This is a genomic window from Gracilimonas amylolytica, from assembly GCF_002911695.1.
Lineage (GTDB): Bacteria > Bacteroidota > Rhodothermia > Balneolales > Balneolaceae > Gracilimonas > Gracilimonas amylolytica.
Genome location: NZ_PQBS01000037.1, coordinates 238,724 through 263,561, shown reverse-complemented (window position 1 = coordinate 263,561; position 24,838 = coordinate 238,724). Strand labels below are relative to the sequence as shown.

Below are 24,838 nucleotides of genomic sequence, written 5' to 3'. Positions count from 1 at the left end.
GATCCCTTAATTATTTTTCTGGTTGATAGCTGTATTCAATACTTCCCGATAATTCTGAACCAACTGTCCGTTGATCTCGTCCCACTCGTAACCCAAGGCTTTCTCCCTGGAGCGCTCTCCCATCTCTTTTCTCAAGCTTATACTTTCAACGATCTTTTTAAGCTTTTCCGTAAAATCGGTTTTATCCTGAGGTTCTGCCAAAAAGCCATTTACCCCATCCTCAACCAAAGAACGGCTGCCCGTGGCATTGGCAACAAGGCATGGCAAGCCACAGCTCATAGCTTCGAGGGTTACGTTGCCAAAAGTTTCGGTGTGAGATGGAAACATGAACACATCACTGCTTGCATAGGCCGTAGCCAGATCCTCGCCATTTAAAAAACCGGTGTAAACCGCTTCAGGCATTAACTCCTGTAATTCGGCTTTTGCCGGCCCATCTCCCACCACCATGGCTTTTATGTGAGCGTTCTCTTCAGAAAGTTTTTGAACACTATGACGGAAGGTATCCAGTTCTTTTTCCCACACAAGACGAGACACGAATGTTACAACGATATCATCTTCTTTAAAGCCTCGTTCCTTTCTCCAGCTTTCGCTCCTTTTATCGGGGGAAAACAGATCTGTATTAACCCCTCGTGCCCAGATCTTCATCTCACTTTTAAATCCATGAGGTATGAGCTCATCGATCATGGATTGTGACGGAACATACACATGCCTACAAGCATTGTAGAACCAGCTCAAATATTTCCATGCTACGCTCTCTATCAGGTTCAATCCATAGTATTTCAGATAACTGGTAAAGTGGGTATGGTATGAACCGACAATGGGAACATTATGCTTTTGTGCCCATTTTTTAGCTTTCAATCCGCCAACATCAGGGGTGGCTATGTGAACCAACGTGGGGTCAAATTCCTTAAGTGCTTTTTTAGCCTCTCGGGACAGCCCGAGTGTTGCCCGGTATTCTCCCCTTCCGGATACGGGCATTCTTACAGAGGGCAATGGAATCAGCGTACCGTTGTGTTCCAGATCCGGTTTATCGATGGTTGGGCCAAATACCAACACCGGAATACCCTGATCTTCCAAAAACTTGACCAACCTGTTTAGTGTAAGGGAAACGCCATCTTTGATATGATTATAATTTCCGGTAAAAAGGGCGATTCTTAATTCTTTCATAAAAATTTAAAAGCAGGTGGCAGATTCGTATCTTGATCGCCCTGCAATGTAATAGAGATTCTGATTATTATATTTCGATAAATAATCTTTAAATATAAGGAATTTAATGAAAGCCTTTGTAACCGGCGGAACTGGTTTTATTGGAAGTCACCTTGTTGAAGCACTTTTAGATTCTGACAACTATTCTGAGGTCCGTTGCCTGGTTAGAAGTAATGAGAAATGGCTAAACGGACTCGACTTTAAAAAGATCTCAGGTGATCTCAACGATCTAAAAGCATTAGGTGCCGGACTTGAAGACGCAGACATCCTGTTTCATGTGGCCGCAATTGTGAAAGCACCAACAAAAAAAGAGTTTACCCGTGCCAACGTTGAAGCGACTGAAACACTTGTAAGACTGGCTCAGAAAAAAGGAGTCAAAAACATTGTTCTTCTTTCCTCTTTAGCCGCGGCAGGGCCAAGTAACGGTTCACCCAAAACCGAACGCGATCCCATGGAGCCTGTGAGTATGTATGGGCAATCGAAAAAGGAGATGGAAAAGAAGATCAAACAAGTCGCAACAGAGAGCGACAGCATAAAAATAATTCGACCGCCGGCTGTGTATGGCCCCAGAGAGGATCAGATCTTTTCGTTCTTTAAAAGTTGCTCGAGAGGCATTTGTCCTATCATTGGGGATGGGAACAATCCGAAGGTATCGATGGTGTATGTAAGTGACCTTGTGGATGGTATCATGCAGGCGGCAGCAAAAACGGATCCCGGCATTCACACTTATTTTATTTCAGGGGAAGGCACTCATTCATGGAATGAAATTCGTAGTGTCACCTCCAAAGTTCTGGGTAAACGAACCATCCCACTTAAGATCAAACCCGCACTGGTAAAAAAAGCGGCAGCGGTCATTGAAAATATTTCATCATTATTTGGGATCTATCCCGTTGTGAATAAAGAAAAAGCAAACGAGCTGATACTGGAATGGACCTGCAGCTCTAACAAAGCACAAAATGAAATTGGTTATGTACCCAAAACCTCACTGGCGGAAGGTATTTCACGCACCATTCACTGGTATAAAATGCATAAATGGTTGTAAGGCTATGAGATCAAACTTAGAACATCTCCTACTTCTCTTAATTGTTTCATTGATAACATTACCTGCGGTTGCACAGGACAAACTGATGCAGGATTTCTCAAATGTCATGGAGATCCCTGAGATCGTGGCTATGGAATCTTCTCCAACTCACTTGTACGTATTATCAGCTTCAGAAGGCATGGTTGTATTCCGATCCTATCCTGATTCACTTCAATGGCTGTACACATCATCAGGCATGCAGAGACGAGGCGATAAGATCATGGCTGATATTCGATTTGCATACTTGTTTGGTGATACCAATCGATTAACCATATTAGAACCTACCTCAGCACTTGGTGTTTATTCTTCCACGCTGCTTCCACAAAAACCGGCAGCAACTGCACGCATCGGTAATAACCTCTTTATAGCACTTGGACAAAATGGCTTAGGAAAGATATCTCTTGATACCCCTGAAACCGTTGACTCATCTCCTGAATATGTGATCAAAGACCAGACCTCAGGTCATACAGTTCTTGATGTGCGATCAACTGCTGTCAGTAAACAACTGTTTGTGTTAACAGACGCACCTTCACTGCTTGTACTCGATCACAAAGATCAAAAATTGCAATTATCCCAAAACATTGATCTGACCACAAATCTCAGAAATATCTTTGTGGATGATGAGAACGTATGGGGTGCCAACAATAACGGAGAAATATTCATGATCCGGGCTGCGGGTGTGGGGCAGAGAATCGGTTCCATAAATGAACGCACAGAAAGCATTTACAGATGGAATGACCGAACTTTTGTGAGAAGTGTTTCCGGTAAAGTCTGGGTAACAGGTGTTAACTCAAATACACTTCAACCCTGGAAAACTGATGGAGCCGCAGATAATTTTCTGACTAAGAGTAAAGAACGATTGTGGATTGCTGAAAACGACAAGATCTCTGAGATCAAGGTATCGAACACAACAAATCCTGATGTGACGGCTAATTCAAATTCGAGCACTGGGTTCAGCATTAAAGATATTCCCAATCAGATCGTGACCTACCCTGCCCCACTTCTTTTGCCTCTGGAAATGGAAGGTAACCGTACAACCCAGGATATTGAATTTTCGTACCGGTCTAACGTCAAAAATGCCATGGTTCGAAAGCAAGGATTTTACTGGCAACCCAATATCAATCAGGTTGGAAGCTTTTGGTTTACGGTTTTAGCAACAGATAATGAAGGGCGCTCAGACAGTACCCGATTTCTGGTAGATGTTCGTTCATTTAATTCACCGCCCCGATTCAGTCCGGTCAGAAATACCAGCATTGCTGTTAACGAACCTTACGAACTCATTTTCAGTGCAATAGACCCTGATAGTCCGGAACAATCTGTAGTCAGGTTTATCGGTGTTGACATGCCGGATGGAGCTGCCTTAAATGAAAAAACCGGAACCTTTACCTGGACACCATCTGAACGACAACTTGGTGAATCCACATTTAAAGTCATCGCAACGGATAAACTTGGGGCAGCTTCTTCGGTTGAAGTAACCCTGAATGTGCTTGATATCTCCCGGGGAAGTTCTGAGAACGGAAATTAGGCTACATCTGTATTAGAAACTCAGCTCAACTTTAATCGAAGACGTGGACCCAAAGCAATTTCGAACTGAACTTCTGAACTGGTATCAGGATCATAAACGTGAAATGCCCTGGCGTGGTGAAGCGGATCCTTACAAGATCTGGATCTCAGAGATCATGCTCCAGCAAACACAGGTTCAGCAAGCTACTCCCTATTTTAGAAATTTCATCTCTCTGTTTCCAACAGTGTACGATCTTGCCAAAGCAGTTCAACAGGAAGTACTGAAAGCCTGGGAAGGTTTGGGTTATTACAGCCGTGCCAGAAATCTTCATGCTGCAGCAAAAATGGTGGTTAAAGAATTTGATGGACAGGTACCTGATACCTATGATGAGATCATAAAACTGAAAGGAGTGGGACCTTACACAGCTGCGGCCGTCACAAGTATAGCCTTCGGCAAACCAAATGCCGTAGTGGATGGAAATGTGATCCGCGTCATCACCCGGTATTATGGCATCGAAGATGACACCCGAAGCAGTAAAACGAGACGACAGGTTCAGGAACTGGCCGATGAACTAATTGATAAGCAGCACCCTGGAGATTTCAATCAGGCGTTGATGGAATTAGGATCCGTGATCTGCACACCTTCCAAACCGAAATGTGATTCCTGCCCTATTCAAGCCGGATGTACTGCCTCTAAAATGGCCAAAACAGATTCCATCCCCTATAAATCTCCTGCCAAGAAAAAACCTCATTACACTATCGGAGTTGGGATCATTGAGCGTGATCAGGATGGTAAGATACTGATCGCCTTGCGGCCAAATGAGGCTATGCTGGGTGGGCTCTGGGAGTTTCCGGGCGGTAAACAGGAAGATGGTGAAGACATTCAAGAAACTGTTGAACGGGAGTTAAAGGAAGAGCTCGGAGTGGAAGTGAAAGCCTACAAAGAGCTTACACATTTAAAACATACCTACTCGCACTTTTCCATAACCATGCATGCCTGGCACTGTAAGCTGCTTTCCGGGGAGCCCAAACCTAAAGAAAGTCAGGAAGTAAAATGGGTGGCCACCGATGACCTTCAGAAGTTTCCATTTCCAAAAGCTAATCAGGTCCTGATCTCCAAATTGGTAAACTGAATCCCTTTTACTATTTGATCGCTGTTCCACTGATATGAGGTATGATCGGAAGGAATACCGTTTTACTTTTGAATTCCTCCAGGTCGATCTTACTAAACGGCACTTTATCAATACTTGAGGCTGTATCCCTGTTTACATGGCAGCCATCAAAAAACCACTTCCATGGCTTTTGCACAAAGTTTTGTAGACGACACAGCCATGTATGATGCTCCGATCTAACGTGTTCAATGAAGACAAACTTCCCACCTGTTCTTAGGATGCGATGAATTTCTGACAATACCTGATCAGGATATTCCACCGTACACATAACCAGGCTATCCAATACCATATCGATCGAATCAGAAGGCAGGTCAATGGATTCGGCACCTGTGTTATGAATTTCAATAGTCACATTAAATCTTTCGGCTCTCCTCTTGAGAATTTTATTGTAGGATTCATTCGGCTCTATCACGATCACCTTGGTACCCGGTTTAAGGTATCTGAAGTTCGCCCCATATGCCGCACCGATCTCCACAATTGTTTCCGGATGATCGCGAAGCAGCGACTGCTTCCTTCCGCCGTAATGAGCATCCATATACCGGTCAACCAATGAAATGAACCAATCGTTAATAATGTGAATCAATTTGACTGCAATTTGTTTGTATAATCGTATGGAAAGGTACCAAAATCCTGACCGCTTTAACCTAAATGAAAAACACTCATAAAGTAGAAAAATTCCTTGCCCCGAAAGAGAAAAAGATATCGAACCATCTCTAAGCGTAAACTCACTGAACTTAAACCCTTTCTCGATGATCTGGTAGTAAAAATTGAAGTGCCGGAGTATATCGACAGTGATCCTGTGCAATTTATGCATGCCTTTGAGGAAAAGAACGACCGGGAAATCGCCGGATTTTTTGCAGCAGTTATGGCCTGGGGCCGGCGGGATATTGTGAACGCCAAGGTTGAAGACCTCTTGAATAGAATGAACCATCAACCTACCGAGTTTATTTTGAATTACACGGAAAAGGATGCCCCTAAATTTGAAGGATTCAAACACCGCACTTTTAAACCGGTGGATATGCACTGGTTAACGAAGACGCTGCAATCCATTCTACTGAAATTCGGAAATTTTGAAGCCTTCTGGGCATTCTGTGATGATCAGGCTATACGTGAGAACAGGGATCTGATCTCAGTATTCAACGAACAGTTTTTCACATTCCATCCTGAAATGCCTGTGCGGGTTCATAAACACATTTCAAATCCTGAAAAGAACAGCTCAGCCAAAAGACTGTATATGTACTTACGATGGGTGATCCGAAAAAACAGTCCGGTAGACCCCGGCACCATGAGTTTTATGGGACCCGAAAAGCTAAAGATCCCGCTGGATGTGCACGTTGCACGTCAGGCTCGGAAACTTGGACTCCTGTCACGCAAGCAAAATGACTGGAAGTCTGTGCTGGAACTTACAAAACGTCTGCAGTTCTTAGATCCGGATGATCCTGCAAAATATGATTATGCCTTGTTTGGAATAGGTGTTTTGGGCTCTGATATACCTGAGGAACTGATCATCAACCAGCGGGTAGAGTGAGCCCCTCCAACTTAGATTGTTTAGAGCAAGCTTGCAGCGTCCGCAGGTCTTGCGAGCATTATGGACAGGAGCCTGCAACCCGAACGCTGCGAGGTACGCTGGACGCTCGCAGGTTCTATATGGTTTTAGGTTCTACATAGTTCAGAATAAAAATCAGGCAACACTTTTCGTTCTAAATTAACTGTACCTCACCCATTCCAGCCTGATCAACCACATATTTTAAAACACCTAAAGACTTTGTATATTTAATGTTCCCAATTATGGGAACTAAAAATCAAATGAAAGGATGTGATACTTCATGTTAGGAGTCGAAGTAAAAGACAACGAAAGTGTTGATCGCGCAATAAACCGCTTCAAGAAACTGGTAACCCGATCACGTGTTCTCAACGAATACAAAGATCGTCAGCAGTATACGAAGCCGTCAGTTGAGCGACGCGAAGCTTTGAAAAAAGCCAAGCGAGAACAACGACGTCGCAATCGCGACAACTTCTAAACGAAGTGTAACGAATTCAAGCCCTCCGGTTCTACCTGAGGGCTTTTTTTATGGCCTGATGTAAGTATCTGATGCCATCTTTTTGTTTGGAATCAGGTGAGATCAGGTCCTCGAAACCCAGTTTTTTAGCTTCTTTGATCCGTTGCTCCAGGTGTGGAACCGTTCTAACTTCTCCTCCAAGTCCTACCTCTCCCACAAAAGCCATCTTTTGAGCTACCGCTTCGTCCATCAGGCTCGATACCAAAGCACAACAGACCCCAAGGTCACCGGCAGGATCATTCAAACGGAACCCTCCTGCTATATTCAGATACACATCATGATTCGAAAAGTTCTTCCCAACCCGTTTTTCCAACACGGCTAATAATAAAAGAAGTCGGTTACGGTCAAATCCATTCGCTGTTCTTTGGGGTGAACCGTAAGCTGAGGGCGTAACCAATGCCTGTACTTCGATCAACAGCGGGCGTGTGCCTTCCATGGTACAAACTACCGCATTTCCACTCACTCCGGCCGTTTTATCTGATATGAATAATTCTGAAGGATTCGATACCTCACTCAAACCATCAGATTTCATCTCAAAAACCCCAACTTCCTGTGCAGCACCAAATCGGTTTTTAAGACTTCTGAGTAAACGATATGTGTACTGTTTATCCCCTTCGAACTGCAGTACTGTATCTACCATATGTTCCAACACCCTGGGACCTGCAATATCCCCTTCTTTGGTCACGTGACCTATAACGAGTGTGGTGATATTCTTCTTTTTAGCTAACTGCTGGAATAAGGCTGCACATTCCTTCACCTGCTGAATGCTGCCGGGCATACTCGATAATTCCGTTCGATAGACCGTTTGAATGGAATCCACGATCAGCAGATCTGGCTTCATTTTCTGAGCTTCAGCAATGATGTTATCAACCTGCGTTTCGTTGTAGATCAACAAGTTCTCTGACTCAACTCCCAGGCGGGCAGCTCGCTGCTTGATCTGTCCGGCTGACTCCTCGCCCGCACAATATAAAATAGTCATTTCAGGATTAGCCTTGGCGATCTGTAGGGTCAGCGTACTTTTTCCGACCCCCGGTTCCCCCCCAATGAGTACATATGACCCTGGTAAAAAACCACCACCCAACACTCTATCCAGTTCACTGATGTTACTTTTGAACCGGGTCTTTTCAGAGGTTTCAACATCCTGTAACCTCTTTGGCTCAGCAGTTGATTCGAGTCCCTCTACCTTGGCTTTATGATTGGACGATGACTTGTTCTTTGAAACTGTTTTTTCAACAAAGGTATTCCATTCATTACACGATGGACAACTGCCATTCCATTTCGGTGAAATGTATCCACAATTAGAACACTCAAACTGAGTTTTGGTCTTAGCCATCTTAGTCTTTCTTTATTTCCACAACCTTTTGATTTACATACCAGGTGGTTGCCATTATACCCAAACCGATACTTATATAGTAACTGATGATTCGCCAGAGGAATACAGCCAAACCGATAAATCCTTCACGGGAAATCAATGGTCCCTGAAAGAGTACAAAGAGTCCTTCCACTCCCCCACTGCCGCCGGGTGTTGGAACGACCAGGAAGGCAAGATTCATTGCCAGACTTCTCAGCACCGAAAGAACCTCAGGAGCAGGTAAGAGACTCAATACCACAATGGTCGGTAATGCAATACGCATCAGCCACGACATCGTTGACAAAGTGAATGCTTTCACCAAAAAACTGAATGGTTTTCTGCGTAACTGATGCGCATACTCTTCGAGGTTCTCGGCCTCTATCTCGATCTTATCTCCCATTCTTCGAAGGATAGGCAGTTTAAATACAAACTTGACCACTTTCTTGATGGCAGCAGGGTTGACCAAAACACCATAAGCTAATACACTTGCATAGCTTAGTAAGCCAACATATAAAAGCCCCATGGAAACATCACCAACTAATCCAATTTCAGCCGGAACCACCTCATAGAATATACCGGCAAACAGTAAGATCGGTATGGCCATGGCAAACCAGATCTGATCCAGTAAAACTCCGTAGAGAATGATAGCGCCGGAATCACCAAGCTTAAGTCCCTCCTTTGTCATAGCATAGGTCGCCATTGGCGCACCTCCAATAGTTGATGGGGTGACTGCCGAAGTGAAGTCCCAGGCTAACACGACCCTTACGGATGCCATCCAGCTAAGTTTTTTATCCGCCAGAAAACGGATCTTTGCCGCACTAAACCACACTCTCAACAAAGAAACAACCAATGCGATCCCTAATCCGGGCAGTCGCTTTGGAGCAAGGTGTTTCAGGACACCGGGAGTATAGGTCCAATAAATGACCGCTCCCATGGTTACAAGGCTAAGCATTACTGAGATGATCAGATACTTCCTTGAAAACAAAGATTGTGGCTGCCTAATATGTTTATGCTCAGAACTCAACAGGGATGAACTTTTGAAAAAGATAAAAAAAGCCTTGCAGGTTACCTGCAAGGCTTAATAAAATTTGAGGCTTTCTTATGCCAGTGTGATATCATCGTTCAGATACACATCCTGAATCATATTCAGAAGTTTCACACCTTCACCAAGCGGTCTTTGAAATGCTTTACGACCACTTATGAGTCCCATACCACCGGCTCTTTTATTGATGATAGCCGTTTTAACCGCATCGGCAAAATCATTTGTACCGGACGCTCCGCCTGAGTTTATCAGGCCTGCGCGGCCCATAAAACTGTTTGCTACCTGGTAACGGGTCAGATCGATCGGGTGATCTGAAGAAAGTTCGGTATAAATACGTTCATCAAGCTTACCATAGCTGGAATCGCCGGAATTAAGAGCTTTGTAACCACCGTTGTTGGTTGGCTGCTTTTGCTTAACAATATCAGCACCTAAAGTTGTACCAATATGGTTAGCCTGACCGGTTAGATCAGCAGAGCTGTGATAATCAACACCATCTACTTTAAAGGCATTATTTCTGGTGTAGCACCATAGAATAGTTGCCATACCTAATTCATGGGCATAAGCAAATGCCTGAGCCACTTCCTGGATCTGACGGTTTGATTCTTCAGAACCGAAATAGATCGTTGCTCCAACAGCTGCGGCTCCCATATCATAAGCCTGATCGATGGTTCCAAACATGATCTGATCGTAGTTGTTTGGGTAGGTGAGCAACTCATTATGGTTAATTTTTACCACAAAAGGAATCTTATGGGCATATTTTCTTGAAACAGAAGCCAATGCACCAAAAGTAGATGCCACAGCATTACAACCGGCTTCCATGGCAAGGTTAACAATATGATCAGGATCAAAATAATCCGGATTCTTGGCGAATGAGGCACCCGCTGAGTGCTCTATCCCCTGATCCACAGGCAGAATAGACAGGTAACCGGTTCCACCCAGACGACCGTTGTTAAGTAACCGCTGAAGGTTTTGAAGTACCCTGTTATTTCTATCTGAGTGATACCATACTTCATCAACGTATGAAGCGGATGGCTTGATCAGGCGGTCTTTGCTGATGGTTTCACATTTATGTTCTAAAAGATCGGAAGCTTCATCTCCCAGAAGTTCTTCGATACTATTAATTCCAAGTGACATAATTAATTTCCCTTATTTAAAATTGTTTTTATGAGTGAGTAAGTGGGCAGAAAATATAAGCCTAAAAGAGGGAAATGGCTAAACTGATCTTTAAGTAATTATTCGAGTGAAGCACTGAATAGGAATATCCATTGGCTGTTCGATTAATCTGAATTTAATTCAGAATTTAGCGGCTTTACGGCTGCACTTTTCGATTCAGGTCAACAGTTAATTAAATTCTCGCACAAAAAATGACTCATCGTTCAATTAAATTTCTATTAATTCAATTTAAACGCATCAAATATTATTCATTCACACTTTTACTGAAAGCGCTTTTTCAGTCTTAATTTCCTTTCTGAACCCTATTCTGATAGAATTAACCTTAGCTGAACATTATTTAGAGAAGGATTGGAATTACTGAAACTATTCTTCGTAATTTTCGTTTTGTCAACCGTGCATCAATTCACGAGTTGAAGTTTTAATCACACACAGTAAATGACTACCGGTCAGTAAATGGGAATTAAAGAACGAAAAGAACGCGAAAAAAGTCGCCGCAGAGATCAAATACTCGACGCTGCTATTGAGCTGACAGGCCAGCAGGGTTTTGAGAGAACCACTATGGATGAGATAGCTGAAAAAGCTGAGCTCAGCAAGGGTACACTTTATCTCTATTACAAAGACAAATCCAGCCTGTATCAGGCTATCAAGAAAAGAGCCTTGCAATCTTTGCATCAGGATTTCCTGACTGTTCTTCAGCAAGATAAGCCCGGAGCCATGTTGGTTAAGGAAATGATCTCCTCGTTTCTGGATATGATCCAAAAGAATGTCACTTTCACAAAAGCCATAATGCTGTATCGAGGCTCAGAATCTTCAGATAGTGATCAGCAGTCGTCCATTGCTGAGAAATGCCTGAATATTGAAAATGATGTGAATATGCTCATGGTCAAAGCTATACAGATCGGGGTTCAGGACGGCAGCATAACCACCAAATTGGATCCTAAATTATTGGCCCTTCAGATCGGCTTCCAGATGCGCGGATTACTTCAGTTTTACATTCTTGACAATAAAAATATGGGCGTCAAGATATTCAAAGAACAGAAATTAACCCTTGGTGAACTCATGGATCAATTTTTGAACATTCATCTCAGTCATGTTGAAAAGCCATGATCACCATTAAATTAAAAACGACTTTACTAAACCATCGAATTATTGACATGATACAAAGCAGAAACGCCTTCGGTTTTTTAACCGGGATCTTCATTCTGATTTTTGGTCTTGGTTTGACCACCTATTCACAGGCTCAGGATGCCTCTGATTTTAAAATAAACCAAACCCAGACCTTAGATCTAAAGCAAGCCATTCAGATCTCCCTGGCTAATAATACACAAATGAAACGGTCACTTCTCTCGGTCAGAGATGCAGATCAACAGGTGAGAAATGCCTGGAGTAACGTAATGCCTGAAGTTTCAGCTTCGGCTAATTACACCAGAAACCTTGAAGTACCCGTCAACTTTATTCCGGCCATCATCTTTGATCCCAATGCCAATCCGGATGACCTCATCCCCGTTGCCTTTGGAACCGATAACAACTGGCAGGGTGGCTTCACCGTATCACAAACCCTATTCAGTGGGCAGGCTTTTGTCGGCATCAGCAGTTCAGAACTGTACAAAACGGCCCAATCTGAGGGCATGCGAGCTACAGCTCAGGGTATTGTCACACAGACAAGAGTTACCTACTATCAGGCATTAGTGGCCAAAGAACAACTTCGGTTGGTAGAAACCCAGATCAACCGTATCAAAGAAAATCTTGAGGATACCCGAAAATTATTCGAACAAGGATTTACGGATGATTATGCCATTCTGCAACTCGAAGTTCAGCTAAGCAACCTTGAACCTCAACTAACACAGGCAGAGTTCGCGGTTGATGAAGCTCTTAGAAACCTGCTTGATGTCATGGGGCTTCCCGTTCAGCTTTCTGTGGATATTAAAGGGAACCTGAGTGATTACAAGATCGACGATAACAGTGTGACTGATCCTGAAAACAAGGAACTGCACGAAGTCGATACGATGACTCCCCTGGTACTCACCACCGACTCATCCGAAATTGAGCAAGCTTTTGAATTGCGCGGTGATCTCAGAGTACTGGACATACAAAAACAATTACAGGGAAAGCAGCTTGATGCACAACGCAGTGCCTATCTCCCAACCGTTTTTGCCAACTACGGATTAAACTGGACAGCCTCTCAAAGAGGGAAACCGGTCTTTTTTGGAACCGAACAGACCCGTGCCAGATCACAAACCCTGACGGTGGGCGTTCAGCTTCCCATATTTCAGGGATTTAGCCGTGATGCAGCCATACAACGGTCCAAGATCCAGATCAAGGATACCGATTTGCAAATGTATCAGGCTCAACAAACAGCTAACAAAGAGATCTATAACGCCAAACAAGGAGTCAGACAAGCATTAAAAACAAGTGACGCTTTGATGAAAGCCATCAAGCAAGCCGAACTTGGTTACGAAAGGTCACTCATCCGATATCAGAATGGCGTCGGTTCGCAGCAGGAAGTAACAGATGCTGAACTTCAACTCCGGCAAGCAGAGATCAACTATGCACAAATGGTATCAGGGTATCTGTCAGCCAAAGCGCAATACGATCAGGCGATCGGTGAAGTCCCTTTTGTGGGTCAGGATATTCAAGACATTAAAGAAACAATTGAACTCAAATAAGATGAACACATTAAGCATGAAATTTCAATTATCGGTTTTAGCATTACTATTATTCGTCACAGCTTGTGGCAATGGCGGTCAGGAAAACGGCGAGGATGAGAATCGCCGAAGCACTCCTGTTTATGTAAGTGAGATCCAGCCATCCACCTTTAAACACTATATCAACGTTCAGGGTGATGTGGAATCAGACAAGACCATTATGATCACGCCTAAAACTTCAGCTACGGTTGAAGAGATCCTTGTCCGTGCCGGGCAACAAGTAAACAAAGGTGACATCCTTGCCAAACTTGACGGAGAGATCACGCGTAACCAACTGAACCAGGCCGAAACTCAGCTGGAACTGGCAAAAACATTATTTGAACGCCAGCAAAATCTTCGTGAGCAAAACATTGGTTCAGAAGTAGAATTCTTGCAAGCCAAAACTCAGTATGAGTCAGCGCAAAGCCAGCTTGCCAGCCTGAAAGAGCAATATGAGTATTATACCATCCGTGCTACCATTTCCGGAACCGTTGATCGTGTTGATCTTAAAGTAGGTGAAACCGTAGGTCCTACTCTTCCGGTTTTTCAGATCTCAAATTCTGATGCCCTGAAAGTGACCACTGAAGTGTCGGAAGCCTACATTACACGCGTCAATGAAACTGACAGCGTTGAGATCACCTTTCCAAGCCTGAACTCATCCGTTAAGAAACAGCTGGATGTAGTGAGTAAAGCCATCAATCCTTCTAACAGGACTTTTGGGGTAGAGATCTACCTTCCGGGTGGCGTTGAGGGAATCAGACCAAATATGATGGCTCGCGTAAGTATCAACGACACCAAACTGGAAGAACAGATCGTGGTACCGGTAAACACTGTACAACAGGCTAATGATATCCGATATGTATTTGTTGCTGAGCAGACGGAAAATGGTTGGATCGCTAAAAATAAGGAAGTGACAACCGGACTAAACTACGGCAACACCCTGGTGGTTACCGGTGGCCTGCAAACCGGAGACCTTTTGATCACATCCGGATATGCAAACTTATCGGACGGATCAGCCATTTCAATTCAAGAAAATTAACAGATCAGAACTGAGTAACAGAAGATGAATTTCAAAGAATTTAAGATCTCAAGTCTTTCGATCAACAACCGAACAACGGTTTACCTGCTTACGGTTTTGATCACCATTATCGGTGTGTATTCTTACATCACCCTTCCCAAAGAATCCTTTCCTGAAGTAGAAATACCCATTTTTAATGTGGTGACGATCTATGCAGGAGCCTCACCGGCAGATATTGAAAACGTGATCACCCGGCCCATTGAGGAAGAATTACAGGGAATCGATGGCATCGATAAGATCAGCAGTGTATCAAAACAGGCTACTTCCATTATCACCATTGAGTTCACTACCGAGAAGGACAAACTGGTGGCCCAGCAGGAAGTGAACGATGCCGTTGAGAAGGCACGCACTGAGCTCCCAACTCAGCTAACCCAGGAGCCGCAGGTCAACGATTTCAACCTGGATGATCAGCCCATACTCAACATCAACCTGTCGGGTAATTTTGACCTGGTTGAACTCAAAAAGTTTGCGGATGAAATTCAGGATCGCATCGAAAGTATCTCTGATGTAAATGAAGCTGAGATCATTGGGGCACTGGAAAGAGAGATCCAGATCAATGTGGACCTTCATAAAATGCAGGCCGTTGGTTTATCCTTTAATGATATCCGAACTGCGGTACAGAATAAGAATATGACCATCTCTGCCGGTCAACTTGAGATCGGATCTATGGAGCGCTCTGTTCGGGTTGATGGTGAGATCGAGGAGGCCAAAGATCTTGAAGAACTTATTATTACCAACGCACAAGGTGAGGAAGTATATCTGAAGGATATTGCCTCGATTGAGGATGACTTTGCCGACCGGGAAAGTTACGCCAGCCTGAACGGTGAGCCGGTCATCACCATCAATGTTAAGAAGAAAAGCGGCGGAAACCTCATTGAAACCTCTGAAGCCAGTATGGCTATCATACAAGAACTGCAGGAAACCCAATTTCCAGAAAGCCTGAATATCACCATTACCGGAGATCAGTCGCAGGATACAAAGGACAGTGTCTCTAACTTGTTCAACACCGTGATCCTTGGATTTTTCTTCGTGGTCTTGGTTCTGATGTTCATCATGGGGGTTCAGAATGCGGTATTTGTTGGCCTTGCTATTCCTCTTTCCTCTATCATAGCCTTTTCAGTGATGCCCATGATCGACTTTTCGATCAACATCGTGGTTCTCTTTGCGCTCATTCTTGGGCTCGGAATTGTGGTTGATAACGCCATTGTGATTGTTGAAAACATTTACCGCCACGTTACAAAAGGTGAGCTCAGTAAGAAGGAAGCCGCTAAAAAAGCCGCAGGTGAAATAGCCCTTCCTGTGATCACAGGTACATTAACGACCATCGCTCCTTTCTTTCCATTACTTTTCTGGGGTGGGATCATTGGGCGATTTATGTTCTACCTGCCGGTTACCATCATTTTAACACTGGTTGCTTCTCTCCTTGTTGCACTGATCATGAATCCGGTCTTTGCCGTTTCTTTTATGAACGAAGACGATGATCACACTAAAAAAGTAGAACACAAGGACAACAAGTTTCTGTGGATCGCCTCTGCTGTTGTTGGTATACTCGCTGTTGTCTTTTATATCACAGGAGGCCTGTTTGTCGCCAATCTTCTCGTATTCCTATTTCTCTTGTGGCTGCTTGAGCGATTTGTACTGAAACCATTGATCCGAAAATTCAACGAAACAACATTGCCTAAGATCCAGTCCCTGTATCATGATCTTATCCAATGGATCCTGGTTGGCTGGAGACCCTGGTTCGTATTAGGCGGAACCTTTGTGTTCCTGGTTTTCAGTATATTTCTGCTTGGTGTTGTGTCCCCGAAAGTGGTCTTCTTTCCGGAAAGTGAGCCTAACTTCGTCTATGTTTACAATGAAATGCCTGCCGGAACCGATCTCGATGAAACCAATCGGATAACCCGTCAAATTGAAGATCGGGTCTATGAAGTGATCGGCCGCGACAATCCGATCGTTAAATCTGTGATATCCAACGTCTCGATCGGGGCCAATCCGCCCAATAGTATCGACCCTACTCCATCACCCAACAAAAGTAAAGTGACCGTGGAGTTTGTGGATTATCAGTACAGAAATGGAGTTTCCACTGAGGATGTACTCAACGATATTCGTGACAATGTGCAGGATATACCTAACACGACCATCACCGTTGAAAAAGAACAGAATGGGCCTCCCACAGGTAAACCTATCAATATTGAGATTACGGGCGAGAGCTTTGAAGAACTCATTACCCTTACTGAAAACGTCAAAACATTTATTGAAGATCAAAACATTGAGGGTATCGAAGAACTTAGGTCTGATCTTCAGGTGAATAATCCTGAGATCATCATCGATATTGACAACGAGAAAGCGAACAGCTACGGCATCAGTAATGTACAGATCGGTGGTACTATTCGTACCGCTTTACTGGGTGAACCGATCTCGACTTTCCGTGTTGATGAAGACGAATATGACGTCACACTCAGATTGCTGGAAAATGACCGGTCTAATATCACAGACCTGATGAACATGAAAGTTGGAACGCCCACCGGCTTCATACCGATCTCTGCTGTTGCCACCCCTCGCCTTTCAAACAGTGTGGGTGCCATCAACCGAATTGACCTTGAACGCGTTGCTACCCTGTCATCTAACGTTTTGACCGGTTACAATGCCAACGAGATCAATGCTCAGATAAGGGAAAAATTACAGGACTTTGAGATCCCTCAGGGATATGAGGTCAGCCTGACCGGTGAACAGGAAGAACAAGCTGAAACCGGACAATTTTTGATCGTGGCATTATTTTCTGCTGTGATGCTCATTTTCCTGATCCTTGTGGCTCAGTTCAACTCCATCGGTAAGCCGCTGATCATTATGTCGCAGGTATTGTTTAGTCTGATCGGTGTATTCATTGGTTTTGCCACATTTGGAATGGATATCTCCGTGGTATTGACGGGAATGGGTATTATTGCTGTAGCCGGTATCGTGGTTAAGAACGGGATCATTCTGGTCGATTATATCGACATCCTCAGAAATGAGGGAGCTTCCCTTAAAGAAGCCGTTATTGAAGGTGGATCCGTACGTTTGAATCCGGTACTGCTAACCGCTGCATCAACCATTCTGGGACTCATTCCTTTGGCAATGGGACTGAATATTGACTTCTATGGACTCTTCGCCAGCTTTGAACCGAACCTCTACTTCGGTGGCGATAATGCGAGCTTCTGGGGTCCCCTTGCCTGGACCATCATTTACGGCCTGGGCTTTGCCACATTCCTTACCCTGTTTTTGGTTCCCTCCATGTACTACATCGGAGTGAATGCCAAGCAGTGGTTCAAACAGAAATTCAACATCATTTCAGAATAAAGAACACCTATGTTTCCTTATTCAGTATTAGACCTTGCAGTAGTAACCGAAGGCAGTAATGCAAAGGAAGCCATTGAACGCAGTCGGGAGCTGGCTGTGCATGCCGAGAACCTTGGCTACAATCGCTTCTGGATGGCAGAACACCATAATATGGAACATATTGCCAGTTCGGCCACTTCTGTCCTATTGGGACACATGGCTGAAGCAACTTCCAGTATCCGAATTGGCTCGGGAGGTATCATGCTGCCAAATCATTCCCCCTACATTATTGCGGAACACTTTGGAACCCTGGCCACCATGTACCCTGACCGTATTGACCTTGGGCTTGGGCGTGCACCGGGAACCGATCAAACCACGGCTCACGCTATCCGGCCGGATCGTATGCGGGAGGTTTATAACTTCCCCAAAAACGTGGAGTTGCTCCAAAAGTATCTATCTGCTGATAATTCTGACAGCAAAGTCCGGGCTTTCCCCGGTGAAGGCACTGAAGTGCCATTATGGGTTTTAGGCTCCAGTACCGACAGTGCACATCTGGCTGCAAAACTTGGGCTGCCATATGCCTTTGCCAGTCATTTTGCACCACAGCAGTTATTGGAAGCTATCAGAATATACAGAGAAGAATTTAAGCCCTCTGCCCAACTGGATGAACCATACGTCATGGCCGGCATAAATGTGATCGCTGCAGATACCACCGAGCAGGCAGAGTACCTTGCCACATCCACCAAGCAGATGTTTGTTGGGGTGATAACCGGCGAAAGAAAACCCCTGCCCCCTCCTGTTGATGATATTAACAGGGTCCTGCCTTTTCAGCATCAAATGGCGCTAAAGCAGATGCTTGCGTATTCCTTTGTAGGCGATAAGAAAAAGATCCGTGAGAACCTGAAGCATTTCATGGATCAAACGAATGTGGATGAACTCATCACTGCTTCATACATCTTTGACCATCAGGAACGATTAAAATCACATACATTGTTTAGTGAACTGATGGAAAGCATCAAAGCAGAAGCCATCTAAAGATTTTTTGTACCCCGAAAACCAGGCCTCATCAGGTGAAACTGATGGGGTCTTTTTTTATTCCTAAATTATACCTTCTATCACCTTCCACTCACAAAACAGGAATACAGGCCATGAACTGGATCATACTAATTATTGCAGGGTTATTTGAGGTAACCTTTGCCTTTTGCCTCGGAAAAGTAAAGGAAACAACAAATACTGAAATGTATCTCTGGTTTGCAGGATTTCTGGTAGCCCTCAGTATCAGTATGGGACTTCTGGTAAAAGCCACACAAACATTACCCATTGGAACAGCCTATGCGGTCTGGACCGGAATCGGTGCTGTTGGCACTGTTTTAATTGGCATCTTTGCCTTCAATGAACCGACCACTTTTCCCAGGCTCTTCTTTCTTACCACCCTCATTATTTCCATTATAGGGTTGAAAATAGTTTCGGGGTAACAAATCGCTCCTTTATAAAAGCCTATAAAAAGCTGTATCTTTGTTTTCTAAATCAAAATTTCATCAGACTATTCAGCAATGAACATCGGTCCTATAGAATTACCGGATCAACCATTATTCCTCGCCCCTATGGAGGACGTCACCGATTCCCCGTTCCGACAAATTTGTCGACGCAAGGGAGCGGATATCGTATTTACAGAATTCATCAGTTCTGAAGCTATCATTCGTGATTCTGATATTGCCATGCAGAAAATGGATTTTGAAGAAATGGAACGTCCCTTCGGTGTACAGATATTTGGAGGACGTGAGGAAGCCATGGAAGGGGCCGCTAAAGTGGCTGTAGATCAGAATCCCGATCTAGTGGATATCAATTTTGGATGCCCGGTGTATAAGATCGTCAAAAAAGGAGCCGGTGCCGGATGTTTGAAAGATCTAGGTATGATGGAGCGTATGGCGGGAACCGTTGTTGATGCAGTGAAAGATCGGCCGGTTACGGTTAAAACCCGCCTGGGCTGGGATGATAACACGATCAAAATTCAGGAAGTCGCCTTGATGCTCCAAAAGCTTGGAGTAAAAGCCCTGACGGTTCATGCCAGAACCAGAGCACAGAAATACAAAGGGGATGCCCGCTGGGATTGGTTAAAGAAATTAAAGAATACGCCGGGACTCGAGATCCCGATCATAGGTAACGGAGATGTCACCTCTCCTGAACTTGCCAAAAAGATGTTTGAAGAAACCGGTGTGGATGGCGTCATGATAGGACGTGGTGCCATTGGAAATCCCTGGATCTTTGAACAAACCAGGCATTACCTGCAAACCGGTGAGTTGTTACCTGAACCTACGGTGAAACAACGGGTCGAATTATGTGCCGAACAACTCCGGCTTTCCGTACAGCAGCATGGAGAACGCTATGGGGTTATCATCATGAAAAAGCATTACGGGCAGTATTTGAAAGGTGTCAGAAACGGCAAGAAGCTTCGTATGGAACTTATGGAACACGATGAGATGCAACCTATCCTGGAACTGCTGCTTAATTTTGATGAAACAGAAATTCACGCGGTAGCTTAAAGAATTGCTGTGAATCTTTTTGGCGGATGGGCTCGTATTCCACGAAAATTAATGTAACCACCCAAGTATGTTTACACGCCTTGCCCGACTTATAAATTCATTCATCGGAGCCTCAGCCGTTGCAGCGGCTCCTCTTAAAGCCATCACCGGCATAGTGATCAGTCTGATCATTCCCTATCTGTTGTATGCCTTTCTTGGTGGATTTGGTTTAGCCCTGGCTTTGGTTGGGATCATTTGGGGGGTGGTCTGGCTTTCAAAAAGAAACAGCTAACAATTCACCCCGTTGTTAACCAACCGGAATAGCATTTCCTATTTCGACCTGAAGTTTCCCTTAAGGCCAATACTGAAGAATAGCGGTTCATATCCGAACGACAGGTCATCTATCAACGGATCTGAAATACCTATTTGAGTAACAAATTTCACCTTTTCCCAACCTACATTCACATAGAGCATCGGTTCAAAGAAAACGCTGCTGTTTGCCCCTTCATAAACTGAAGAAGTGGTTTCAAATTCACCGAATGAAACATGAGCCAACCTGAGTGCCATTCCAATATCAAAATGCTCTCTTTCCATTCCATTATTGGCTTGAATGAACACTCTGGAGTAGTTTCCCTTTGCTGTTACTTCATCAGGTTCAAAGAAAAAATACTTACTGCTTGCCTCCGAGCTGCCAAAACCTAATCCACCCAAAAATTCAAACCGCCCGAATTTACTGAACGGTTTAAAGTATCCCACCCCTCCTTCTACATACCTATGAGACTGATATGAATCTTCAGAACTGTAATCAGAATTATCGAATGATCCGGCTCCAAAAACAAAGATGGAATTATTGAGTGCATATGCTGCCTGAACATCCAATCCATTGGTTCCAGTATAGATCCCTCCGCTAAAATCTCCCGAATCATCTAACTGATGCACGTGATAGGCATTAGGAACATAAACAGGGGCACACCCCTGAAAGGTCAGGACCGGAAAGAAAGCGATTAGTACAGAAAGGCGGAATAGAGTCCATTGATTCATAAAATATCCCCATAGTTATTAACTAAGGGGATATTATCAAACTTTTAAAATGATACCAAGGGCTTGAGGCCTTTAATCGTTGTCAGCCTCTTCCTCATCCTCCTTCTTATCAGCTCGCTGCCATGGAGTCCATTCTTCACCTAAGGTATATTTCTGTATCCATTTGATCTCTTCAATATCACGAGTTCGCTGATTTCGTGGTTCACGGAAACCGTGCCCTTCTCGTTTGAAATAAATGTATCGGGTATCCACTTTTCCAATATCTTTGAGATACGTGAAAAATATCATGCTTTGTGCGGGCGTATCCACCCTGTCGTTGGCACCATGCAGGAACAGGGTTGGTGTGGTTACTTTAGCTGCATGTGTAGCCGGCGATCGCATACGGAAACCTTCCGGGTTGGTCCACGGTTCACCACCGATATACCACAATCTTACATCATAGTTAAACCCAAGGGCATATTCTGAAGACCAATCAGAAACCATAGCTCCCAATGATGCGGCTTTGAACCGATCAGTTTTGGTGATCACGGTACCACCCAGAATCCCACCATAGCTCCATCCTCGTACTGCCATCTTATTCGGATCGATCTGTCCCTCGTTGACCAGCTTATCAACACCGGTCATAAGGTCCCGATAGTCACCATCTCCAATATCACGCATATTGCCTCTTAGGAAATCATCTCCGTATGCTGTACTTCCTCGTACATTCGGCGCCAGCTGTACATAACCCAACCCTGCCCAAATATGGTATCGGGCAGAAAATGAATTTGTAAACACTCCGGCCGGTCCGCCGTGTATATGCAGCAGGAATGGAGATTTTTCATTTTCGTTCAGGTCCTTCGGCAGGTATTTAATGCCTTCAACCTCAAGCCCATCGTTACTTTTCCAGGTAATGACCTCATGATCTGCCAGGATCAAGCTGTCTCTTACTAAAGGGTTAAGATCTGTGAGCCGAGTGGGATTACTAATTTTATCGATATCAGCTACATAAAGGTCCCTTGGTGTGGAAACATCCTCTTTAGTGAAAAGAACTTTAGAACGGTTCTTATCAAAATCTGCAACACGCAGGGTTCCGGTATGATCTGTATGCTGAGTTACCCGGCCATTTTCTATGTTCAGTGAGAATAAATTACTGTTTGTTTTGACTGAACCCGTGAAGTAAATGGTCTTACCATCCCCAGATAAATAATAACCTCTCAGATCTCCGTTAAAATTACCGGAGATCATTTCATACTCTTTGTTTGAAGCATTCATTTTCCACAGTTTATCCTGTCGAAGCTCATGCTTTTCATCATCAGCCGCACTGAAAATAAAATGCTCATTATCGGGCAGCCAGGTCAAGCTGTTTTCCGGTGCCTCATTATCGGTAAGCTGAACAGATACGCTATCCCCGATCGTCAACAAATAGATCTCAGACAGATTACCCTGATTTCTCCTGTTCTCAAAACGAGCGGTGTATAATATTTTTTCCTGATCCGGTGATACTTCAAATTCACCAACAATGTGTTCATCATGAGTGATCTGAGTCTCTTCTTTGGAATCCAGGTCAAATTTCCAGATATGACTCCATTCACCTTCCTGTTGTCCATTTGGTGCTTCATCTACAAAAAGGTGATCATAGCCGGCTTTATATTCTTTTTCCTCTTCCTTGGTTTTTGGAACATCAGATCTGAAGAAGATCGACTTACTATCCGGAGACCATTCGTAACTGCCCACACTGTTTTTATGCTTCGTGAGCTGAACTGCCTCACCCCCGGCCGTTGGAAGCAGAAAGATCTGTGACTTTCCATCTACACTTCTTTTTAGCGACAGATACTTACCATCCGGTGAGAATTTCAGATCACTTCCCCCTTCTTTTCCCAGATACTGATACTCATTTTCACCGTTCGGGTTGATCCGGTAGTATTTGGTATCGTATTTATTGTCATCCCAGTTAAGTGTTGTTTTCCCGAAAATGACCAGGTCGCCATCAGGTGAGATCATAGGAGAGCTAAGGTTGACCATATTCAGATAATCATCGGTAGTCATAGCCCGTTTCTGAGCTACCGCATGAAAACCCATGAACATCATCAAAGACAGGAGAAGGAGTTTTTTCATAGTATTATTTTGGAATAATTTCAGATTCGCACCAAAATAACATTTCCTTCCTCAAATCAAATTCAACCATCAGTAAAAGACGGTTGATCACTTCAGTTTTGCATTGATTTACAGATGATCGCGATTAAAGAAAGGTTTGAGAACTTCCGGAACCCTGACCCGGCCATTTTCTTCCTGATATGTTTCAAGAATGGCAGAAACAACCCGTGGTAAAGCCAGTCCTGAACCGTTAAGCGTATGAACGATCTCAATTTCTTTTTCGCCTTTACGGTAACGCAGCTGCATCCTTCGGGCCTGAAAACTTTCAAAATTAGAACAGGAACTTACTTCCAGCCAGCGCTTTTGTCCGGGACTCCAAACTTCCAGATCATACTTTTTGCTTTGGGTGAAGCCCATATCTCCGGTACACATCAACAGGGTTCGGTAAGGAAGTTCAAGTGCTTCAAGTAAACCTTCAGCGTGTACACGAAGGCTTTCAAGTTCATCATAGGAATCTTCCGGTTTCACGATCTTTACCAACTCCACCTTATCAAACTGATGAAGACGATTCAGCCCACGAACATCCTTGCCGTAAGAACCGGCTTCTCGCCGCCAGCATGGTGTGTGGCACACATATTTTTTAGGGACCTCTTTCAGTTCCAGGATCTCATCCCGGTGAAAATTAGTTACCGGTACCTCAGCGGTCGGAATAGTGAAAAATTCATCACGCGGAATCACGTACATCATGTCTTCCTTATCCGGAATTTGTCCGGTTCCTCTCGCTGAATCCTCATTCACGAAATACGGAGCCTGTAATTCGGTGTACCCGTTTTTTACAGCCTCGTTAATGAAATAGTTGATCAGGGCACGCTGCAGCTGAGCAACAGGCCCTACATAAAACGGAAATCCGGCACCGGTTACTTTAACACCGCGCTCAAAATCGACCCATCCGTGGCGTTCGGTTAATTCCCAGTGCGGCTTTAGCCAATCTCTTTCATCAGGTTTACCCCAGGTTTTGAAGGTATCGTTATCATCCTCAGTAGCTCCCACAGGCACACTTGGGTGGGGCACATTTGGTATCCTTAGTAACAAGTCATCCCGTTCTTTACGCAAGGCCTTTACATCCTCATCGATCTCCTTGATCGTCTCCTTCATGGCAGACGTTTCTTTGATGATCGCCTGAGCCTCTTCTTTTTTCCCCTGCCCCATCAACTGTCCGATCTTGGACGATTTGTTATTGCTTTCACTTCTAAGCTGATCGCCTTCGTGAACCTTCGCTCTCCACTTTTCATCAGCAGCCAATACCTTTTCAACAATGGAAGTATCCTTCTCCCCCTTATTGACGATCGCTTGTTCTACCGTTTCCTTATGATCTCTGATGTAATTAATGTCGAGCATTGTTGTTCTTCTTTCTGATTGATTTTTCTCAAAGATAAGAGGTATTCCATTTTATATCGCACCTTTTTTGGTACTCAACAGTTATTTAAAAGAAAAGCTTTGGAAGCGCTTTTATCATTGACTACCTAAATAATTA

Annotated in this window: 21 protein-coding genes; 13 read left to right on the top strand and 8 right to left on the bottom strand. The window is 44.1% G+C overall.

The window, feature by feature from the left end; translation table 11 throughout:
* Nucleotides 1-6 precede the first annotated feature (6 nt).
* The gene (locus tag C3B73_RS10605) at nucleotides 7-1,167 is read right to left on the bottom strand and encodes a glycosyltransferase family 4 protein (RefSeq protein WP_198597337.1); all 1,161 of its coding nucleotides are present in this window, start codon (nucleotides 1,165-1,167) and stop codon (nucleotides 7-9) included.
* A 106-nt stretch (nucleotides 1,168-1,273) separates the two neighbouring features.
* Between C3B73_RS10605 and C3B73_RS10600 the strand changes: the two genes are divergently transcribed.
* From C3B73_RS10600 to mutY, 3 genes are read left to right on the top strand one after another with little or no spacing between them, the layout of a single operon-like run.
* The gene (locus tag C3B73_RS10600) at nucleotides 1,274-2,248 is read left to right on the top strand and encodes an NAD-dependent epimerase/dehydratase family protein (RefSeq protein WP_103665572.1); all 975 of its coding nucleotides are present in this window, start codon (nucleotides 1,274-1,276) and stop codon (nucleotides 2,246-2,248) included.
* Between the two features lie 49 nt (nucleotides 2,249-2,297).
* Nucleotides 2,298-3,812, top strand: a complete 1,515-nt coding sequence (locus tag C3B73_RS10595; RefSeq protein ID WP_232803149.1) for an Ig domain-containing protein — start codon at nucleotides 2,298-2,300, stop codon at nucleotides 3,810-3,812.
* 43 nt (nucleotides 3,813-3,855) lie between these two features.
* Nucleotides 3,856-4,923, top strand: a complete 1,068-nt coding sequence (gene mutY, locus C3B73_RS10590) for an A/G-specific adenine glycosylase (RefSeq protein WP_103665570.1) — start codon at nucleotides 3,856-3,858, stop codon at nucleotides 4,921-4,923.
* 10 nt (nucleotides 4,924-4,933) lie between these two features.
* Here mutY and C3B73_RS10585 read toward each other — a convergent pair whose 3' ends face one another.
* Nucleotides 4,934-5,545, bottom strand: coding sequence for a class I SAM-dependent methyltransferase (locus tag C3B73_RS10585; RefSeq protein ID WP_103665569.1), 612 nt, complete (start codon nucleotides 5,543-5,545; stop codon nucleotides 4,934-4,936).
* Between the two features lie 96 nt (nucleotides 5,546-5,641).
* On the opposite strand from C3B73_RS10585, the gene C3B73_RS10580 reads away from it, so the two are divergent.
* Nucleotides 5,642-6,490, top strand: a complete 849-nt coding sequence (locus C3B73_RS10580; protein ID WP_103665568.1) for a TIGR02757 family protein — start codon at nucleotides 5,642-5,644, stop codon at nucleotides 6,488-6,490.
* Nucleotides 6,491-6,788: 298 nt separating this feature from the next.
* Entirely contained in the window at nucleotides 6,789-6,983 is a 195-nt protein-coding gene (gene rpsU / locus C3B73_RS10575; RefSeq protein WP_103665567.1) for a 30S ribosomal protein S21, read from the top strand.
* A gap of 31 nt (nucleotides 6,984-7,014) precedes the next feature.
* On the opposite strand, the gene radA is transcribed toward rpsU, so the two are convergent.
* The 3 genes from radA to C3B73_RS10560 form a co-directional block, all read right to left on the bottom strand.
* Nucleotides 7,015-8,355, bottom strand: coding sequence for a DNA repair protein RadA (gene radA / locus C3B73_RS10570; RefSeq protein ID WP_103665566.1), 1,341 nt, complete (start codon nucleotides 8,353-8,355; stop codon nucleotides 7,015-7,017).
* A gap of 1 nt (nucleotide 8,356) precedes the next feature.
* The gene (locus tag C3B73_RS10565) at nucleotides 8,357-9,325 is read right to left on the bottom strand and encodes a lysylphosphatidylglycerol synthase transmembrane domain-containing protein (RefSeq protein ID WP_103665842.1); all 969 of its coding nucleotides are present in this window, start codon (nucleotides 9,323-9,325) and stop codon (nucleotides 8,357-8,359) included.
* Nucleotides 9,326-9,472: 147 nt separating this feature from the next.
* Nucleotides 9,473-10,549 (bottom strand): class I fructose-bisphosphate aldolase, encoded by a 1,077-nt coding sequence (locus C3B73_RS10560; RefSeq protein ID WP_103665565.1) that lies wholly within the window; start codon nucleotides 10,547-10,549, stop codon nucleotides 9,473-9,475.
* 492 nt (nucleotides 10,550-11,041) lie between these two features.
* Between C3B73_RS10560 and C3B73_RS10555 the strand changes: the two genes are divergently transcribed.
* From C3B73_RS10555 to C3B73_RS10520, 8 genes are all read left to right on the top strand, one after another.
* Nucleotides 11,042-11,695, top strand: a complete 654-nt coding sequence (locus C3B73_RS10555) for a TetR/AcrR family transcriptional regulator (protein ID WP_103665564.1) — start codon at nucleotides 11,042-11,044, stop codon at nucleotides 11,693-11,695.
* A gap of 47 nt (nucleotides 11,696-11,742) precedes the next feature.
* The gene (locus C3B73_RS10550) at nucleotides 11,743-13,254 is read left to right on the top strand and encodes a TolC family protein (RefSeq protein ID WP_232803147.1); all 1,512 of its coding nucleotides are present in this window, start codon (nucleotides 11,743-11,745) and stop codon (nucleotides 13,252-13,254) included.
* A 16-nt stretch (nucleotides 13,255-13,270) separates the two neighbouring features.
* Nucleotides 13,271-14,311, top strand: a complete 1,041-nt coding sequence (locus C3B73_RS10545; protein ID WP_157939480.1) for an efflux RND transporter periplasmic adaptor subunit — start codon at nucleotides 13,271-13,273, stop codon at nucleotides 14,309-14,311.
* A gap of 24 nt (nucleotides 14,312-14,335) precedes the next feature.
* Complete coding sequence (locus C3B73_RS10540) at nucleotides 14,336-17,686, top strand: efflux RND transporter permease subunit (RefSeq protein WP_103665561.1); 3,351 nt, start codon at nucleotides 14,336-14,338, stop codon at nucleotides 17,684-17,686.
* Between the two features lie 9 nt (nucleotides 17,687-17,695).
* Nucleotides 17,696-18,700: an LLM class flavin-dependent oxidoreductase gene (locus C3B73_RS10535; protein WP_103665560.1), complete on the top strand. Its 1,005-nt coding sequence runs from the start codon at nucleotides 17,696-17,698 to the stop codon at nucleotides 18,698-18,700.
* Between the two features lie 113 nt (nucleotides 18,701-18,813).
* Nucleotides 18,814-19,140 (top strand): DMT family transporter, encoded by a 327-nt coding sequence (locus C3B73_RS10530; protein WP_103665841.1) that lies wholly within the window; start codon nucleotides 18,814-18,816, stop codon nucleotides 19,138-19,140.
* A gap of 78 nt (nucleotides 19,141-19,218) precedes the next feature.
* The gene (gene dusB, locus C3B73_RS10525) at nucleotides 19,219-20,208 is read left to right on the top strand and encodes a tRNA dihydrouridine synthase DusB (protein ID WP_103665559.1); all 990 of its coding nucleotides are present in this window, start codon (nucleotides 19,219-19,221) and stop codon (nucleotides 20,206-20,208) included.
* Between the two features lie 67 nt (nucleotides 20,209-20,275).
* Complete coding sequence (locus C3B73_RS10520) at nucleotides 20,276-20,479, top strand: hypothetical protein (RefSeq protein ID WP_103665558.1); 204 nt, start codon at nucleotides 20,276-20,278, stop codon at nucleotides 20,477-20,479.
* A gap of 38 nt (nucleotides 20,480-20,517) precedes the next feature.
* On the opposite strand, the gene C3B73_RS10515 is transcribed toward C3B73_RS10520, so the two are convergent.
* From C3B73_RS10515 to serS, 3 genes are all read right to left on the bottom strand, one after another.
* Nucleotides 20,518-21,228: a hypothetical protein gene (locus C3B73_RS10515; protein ID WP_103665557.1), complete on the bottom strand. Its 711-nt coding sequence runs from the start codon at nucleotides 21,226-21,228 to the stop codon at nucleotides 20,518-20,520.
* 72 nt (nucleotides 21,229-21,300) lie between these two features.
* Nucleotides 21,301-23,325, bottom strand: coding sequence for a S9 family peptidase (locus C3B73_RS10510; protein WP_103665556.1), 2,025 nt, complete (start codon nucleotides 23,323-23,325; stop codon nucleotides 21,301-21,303).
* A 108-nt stretch (nucleotides 23,326-23,433) separates the two neighbouring features.
* On the bottom strand, nucleotides 23,434-24,702 hold the full coding sequence (serS, locus tag C3B73_RS10505; protein WP_103665555.1) for a serine--tRNA ligase: 1,269 nt from the start codon (nucleotides 24,700-24,702) through the stop codon (nucleotides 23,434-23,436).
* Between the last annotated feature and the right edge of the window lie 136 nt (nucleotides 24,703-24,838).

Excerpts from the sequence above, each read along its gene's own strand:
- C3B73_RS10605 (WP_198597337.1), bottom strand. The coding sequence starts at position 1,167 with ATGAAAGAATTAAGAATCGCCCTTTTTACCGGAAATTATAATCATATC.
- C3B73_RS10600 (WP_103665572.1), top strand. The coding sequence starts at position 1,274 with ATGAAAGCCTTTGTAACCGGCGGAACTGGTTTTATTGGAAGTCACCTT.
- rpsU (WP_103665567.1), top strand. The coding sequence starts at position 6,789 with ATGTTAGGAGTCGAAGTAAAAGACAACGAAAGTGTTGATCGCGCAATA.
- radA (WP_103665566.1), bottom strand. The coding sequence starts at position 8,355 with ATGGCTAAGACCAAAACTCAGTTTGAGTGTTCTAATTGTGGATACATT.
- C3B73_RS10565 (WP_103665842.1), bottom strand. The coding sequence starts at position 9,325 with ATGCTTAGCCTTGTAACCATGGGAGCGGTCATTTATTGGACCTATACT.
- C3B73_RS10560 (WP_103665565.1), bottom strand. The coding sequence starts at position 10,549 with ATGTCACTTGGAATTAATAGTATCGAAGAACTTCTGGGAGATGAAGCT.
- C3B73_RS10555 (WP_103665564.1), top strand. The coding sequence starts at position 11,042 with ATGGGAATTAAAGAACGAAAAGAACGCGAAAAAAGTCGCCGCAGAGAT.
- C3B73_RS10550 (WP_232803147.1), top strand. The coding sequence starts at position 11,743 with ATGATACAAAGCAGAAACGCCTTCGGTTTTTTAACCGGGATCTTCATT.
- C3B73_RS10545 (WP_157939480.1), top strand. The coding sequence starts at position 13,271 with ATGAAATTTCAATTATCGGTTTTAGCATTACTATTATTCGTCACAGCT.
- C3B73_RS10540 (WP_103665561.1), top strand. The coding sequence starts at position 14,336 with ATGAATTTCAAAGAATTTAAGATCTCAAGTCTTTCGATCAACAACCGA.
- C3B73_RS10535 (WP_103665560.1), top strand. The coding sequence starts at position 17,696 with ATGTTTCCTTATTCAGTATTAGACCTTGCAGTAGTAACCGAAGGCAGT.
- C3B73_RS10530 (WP_103665841.1), top strand. The coding sequence starts at position 18,814 with ATGAACTGGATCATACTAATTATTGCAGGGTTATTTGAGGTAACCTTT.
- dusB (WP_103665559.1), top strand. The coding sequence starts at position 19,219 with ATGAACATCGGTCCTATAGAATTACCGGATCAACCATTATTCCTCGCC.
- C3B73_RS10520 (WP_103665558.1), top strand. The coding sequence starts at position 20,276 with ATGTTTACACGCCTTGCCCGACTTATAAATTCATTCATCGGAGCCTCA.
- C3B73_RS10515 (WP_103665557.1), bottom strand. The coding sequence starts at position 21,228 with ATGAATCAATGGACTCTATTCCGCCTTTCTGTACTAATCGCTTTCTTT.
- C3B73_RS10510 (WP_103665556.1), bottom strand. The coding sequence starts at position 23,325 with ATGAAAAAACTCCTTCTCCTGTCTTTGATGATGTTCATGGGTTTTCAT.
- serS (WP_103665555.1), bottom strand. The coding sequence starts at position 24,702 with ATGCTCGACATTAATTACATCAGAGATCATAAGGAAACGGTAGAACAA.